The sequence below is a fragment of the uncultured Anaerococcus sp. genome (assembly GCF_963510915.1).
In the GTDB taxonomy this organism is placed as follows: domain Bacteria; phylum Bacillota; class Clostridia; order Tissierellales; family Peptoniphilaceae; genus Anaerococcus.
The window spans coordinates 1-3,055 of the sequence record NZ_CAUPHG010000145.1; the positions used below are offsets into that span (position 1 = coordinate 1).

Annotated in this window: 4 protein-coding genes; all 4 read left to right on the plus strand. The window is 31.8% G+C overall.

The window, feature by feature from the left end; all coding sequences use genetic code 11:
• The coding region (locus RQ893_RS08845) for a putative dsRNA-binding protein (RefSeq protein ID WP_311482646.1) at nucleotides 1-169 on the plus strand (169 nt) is incomplete at its 5' end.
• The gene (locus RQ893_RS08850; protein WP_311482644.1) at nucleotides 162-1,232 is read left to right on the plus strand and encodes a radical SAM protein; all 1,071 of its coding nucleotides are present in this window, start codon (nucleotides 162-164) and stop codon (nucleotides 1,230-1,232) included. The genes RQ893_RS08845 and RQ893_RS08850, both read left to right, overlap by 8 nt.
• Nucleotides 1,219-2,904: an AAA family ATPase gene (locus tag RQ893_RS08855; protein WP_311482645.1), complete on the plus strand. Its 1,686-nt coding sequence runs from the start codon at nucleotides 1,219-1,221 to the stop codon at nucleotides 2,902-2,904. The genes RQ893_RS08850 and RQ893_RS08855 overlap by 14 nt, the downstream gene beginning before the upstream one ends.
• A gap of 15 nt (nucleotides 2,905-2,919) precedes the next feature.
• The coding region (locus tag RQ893_RS08860) for a hypothetical protein (protein ID WP_311482647.1) at nucleotides 2,920-3,055 on the plus strand (136 nt) is incomplete at its 3' end.

A 3,055-nucleotide genomic window follows, 5' to 3' on the forward strand; every position in this document is an offset into this window, starting at 1 on the left:
GAACTTATCTTACGACTTAGTCAAAGAAGAAGGACCTGAGCATGATAAGACTTTTACCATGGAAGTAAGGCTTGGAAATAGAATATTGGCTCAAGGTCAAGGCAAAAATAAGAAAACAGCTGAGCAAATGGCCGCTAAGTTAGCCTGTGAGAATATCCAAAATGACTAGGCAAATTATTCCGATTTTTATTCCCTTTTTGGGTTGCCCTCATGATTGTGCCTTTTGTAACCAAGTAAAGATTACAAATTATAAAGACAAAGCAGATGATGATTCTATAAGAAAGCAAATAGAAGATTATTTATCATTTTTTAAGGACAAAGAAACTCGAAAAGAAATTGCCTTTTACGGTGGATCTTTTACAGGTCTTCCCTATGAGACCATGGTTTCTTATTTAGAAATTGCTGGTGACTATAAAAAGAAGGGCATTATTGATAGAATCAGACTCTCAACAAGACCTGATTATATAAATAATTCCATTCTAGATACTTTAAAAGCTTATGAGGTTGATACAATAGAACTAGGAATCCAGTCCTTTGATGATGAAGTCCTTGCTGCAAATGAGAGGGGCCATACTGCTCTTGATTCTAAAAGAGCAAGCAAACTCATTAAAGAATATGGTTTTACTCTTGGCCATCAAATTATGCCAGGTTTGTACAAAGATAGGAGGGAAAAGATTATTGCAACGGCCCTCGAATCTGCAAGAATAAAACCAGATATAGCAAGGATTTATCCAACCCTAGTTATTAAAGATACTAAGCTAGAAAAACTTTACAATGCTGGTCTTTATGAACCTTTAAGCCTTGAAGAAGCAGCCCAAATATCAGCAGAAATTCTAATGATTTTTGACTATAAGGATATTAATGTCATTAGGATTGGTCTTCAGCCAACAGAAAATATTAACGAAGGAAGAGACGTGGTTGCTGGTCCCTTTCATCCTGCCATGAGGCAACTTGTAGAATCTTATATTTACAGGTTATATCTTGAAACTATCATAAGAAGGGAAAACCTATCTGGAGATATTATTATCCATGCAAATCCTAAAGATATTTCTTTAATAGCAGGCAATAAAAAATCTAACAAAAAATATTTTTATAATAAGTATAAGATTAAAATGGGCTTTACTGATGATGAAGATATATTCATAGAAAATGATAGTAAGAAAATAGACTTGGATTTAAAAGAGTTTATGAGAGCTTATGTAGAAAAAAAGTACGGTGGTGATTTATATTAGACTAGAAAGTATAGAGCTTAAAGGTTTTAAGTCCTTTGCTGAAAAGACAACAATAAAATTTGATAGTCAGATTACAGCAGTTGTAGGACCAAACGGTTCAGGCAAGTCTAATATTTCTGATGCCGTAAGGTGGGTATTAGGGGAGCAGTCTGTAAAAAGTCTTCGTGGAGCTAATATGAAAGACGTTATATTCACAGGTGCTAAAACTTCTATGAATATAGCTGAGGTTAAGCTTAATTTTTCAAACGAAGATAAGAAACTGGATATTGCCTATGATAAGGTGACTATCACTCGAAGGATTTATAGGTCTGGCGAAAATGAATATAAGATTAATGACAAAAGAGTTAGACTAAAGGATATTAGGGAATTATTTTTTGATACTGGCGTTGGCAAGGAAGGTTATTCCATAATTGGTCAGGGAAGAATTGATGAGATAATTCTTTCTTCTCCAAATGACAGGAGGGCTATATTTGAAGAGGCTTCTGGGATTTCTAAACACAAGTATAGGAGAGATGAAGCAAGCAAAAAATTAGAATCTGTGAATGATGACCTTGAGATAATAGAAAAGGAACTTGAATACAAGAAAAAAGATTATGACCTTTTTAAGTCCTATAAGGAAAATTACCTAAGGCATAAGGACTTAAATTTGGAAATAAATAAAAAATCTTTCTTTTATCTAAAGAATAAGTCTGTGGATCTGATTAGTAGAAGGGATAAGCTTAAATATCAAATTGAGGATTTAGAAGAAAAAATCGGAAGTATTAAAGCTCAAAACCAAGCTGTAAAGGAAAAGCTAAGTCCTTTCAAAAAAGAATATGATTTTGATAAGGAAAGGCTTGATAAGTTTCTAGCAAGTCTGTCTTCCTATGAGAAAAATATAGACAAAGCCAATTCGACTATAAAATTAAACCAGCAAAAACTTGATTATGATAGGAAGGATAAGGCAAGGATTGGGGAAGTTCTAGAGAAACTTAATATAGATTTTGCCAAAGAGAGCAAGGATTTAGATGAAAAACAATCAAGCCTTAAAAAGCTAGAAAATTCTATTTTTAACCTTGAAAGTGACTTGAAACAAAAAAAGGATGATAAGTTAAGGTTAGAAAATGAAATAAAAATTTTGACTGATGAAATTTTTAATGAGAATCTAGCATACGAAGAAGTAAAAGCCAAGATTTTAGATTACCAAGTTTATGAAAAATCTAGGGCAATAATTGACGAGCAAAGAAAAAAAGATATAGAAGAGAAAAGAATTAGGATAGGAAAACTAGATCAAGAAATAGAAAGTTTAAAAGAGGAACTCGAAAAATTAATATCCAAAGAAGAGCTATTGATTAATGATATTTCAAGCATAGAAGATGAGATTAGAAGTCTAGGAGAAGAGATAAATAAAGCAAATTCTGATTTAGATAAAAATATGTCAAGCTTAAATAACTTAAAACTTGATATAAAATCTTTTCTTTCTGATTATAAAATAGAAAAAAATCTTTTGGAAAATAATCAAGGATATTTTTATCCAGTCCAGGATTTTCTCAAAAAGACAAAGATAAATGGTCTAGGTGGATTCTACCTTGATACCCTTGCTAACCTAATTTCTGTAAGGGTTGGCTATGAAGAAATAATAGACAATTTAATTGGTTCTGGTTTACAAAATATTGTAACTAGGACTAAGTAAGATACTCGAGATTTAATAAATTTTGTAAATAGTGAAAAGCTTGGTAGGCTTACCTTTTTGCCTATTGATTCAATAAATTCATTTTTAAAAGAAAAACCAAATGAGCCTGAAGTTATAGCTATGGCATATGAGCTTGTAGGATATGATTCAA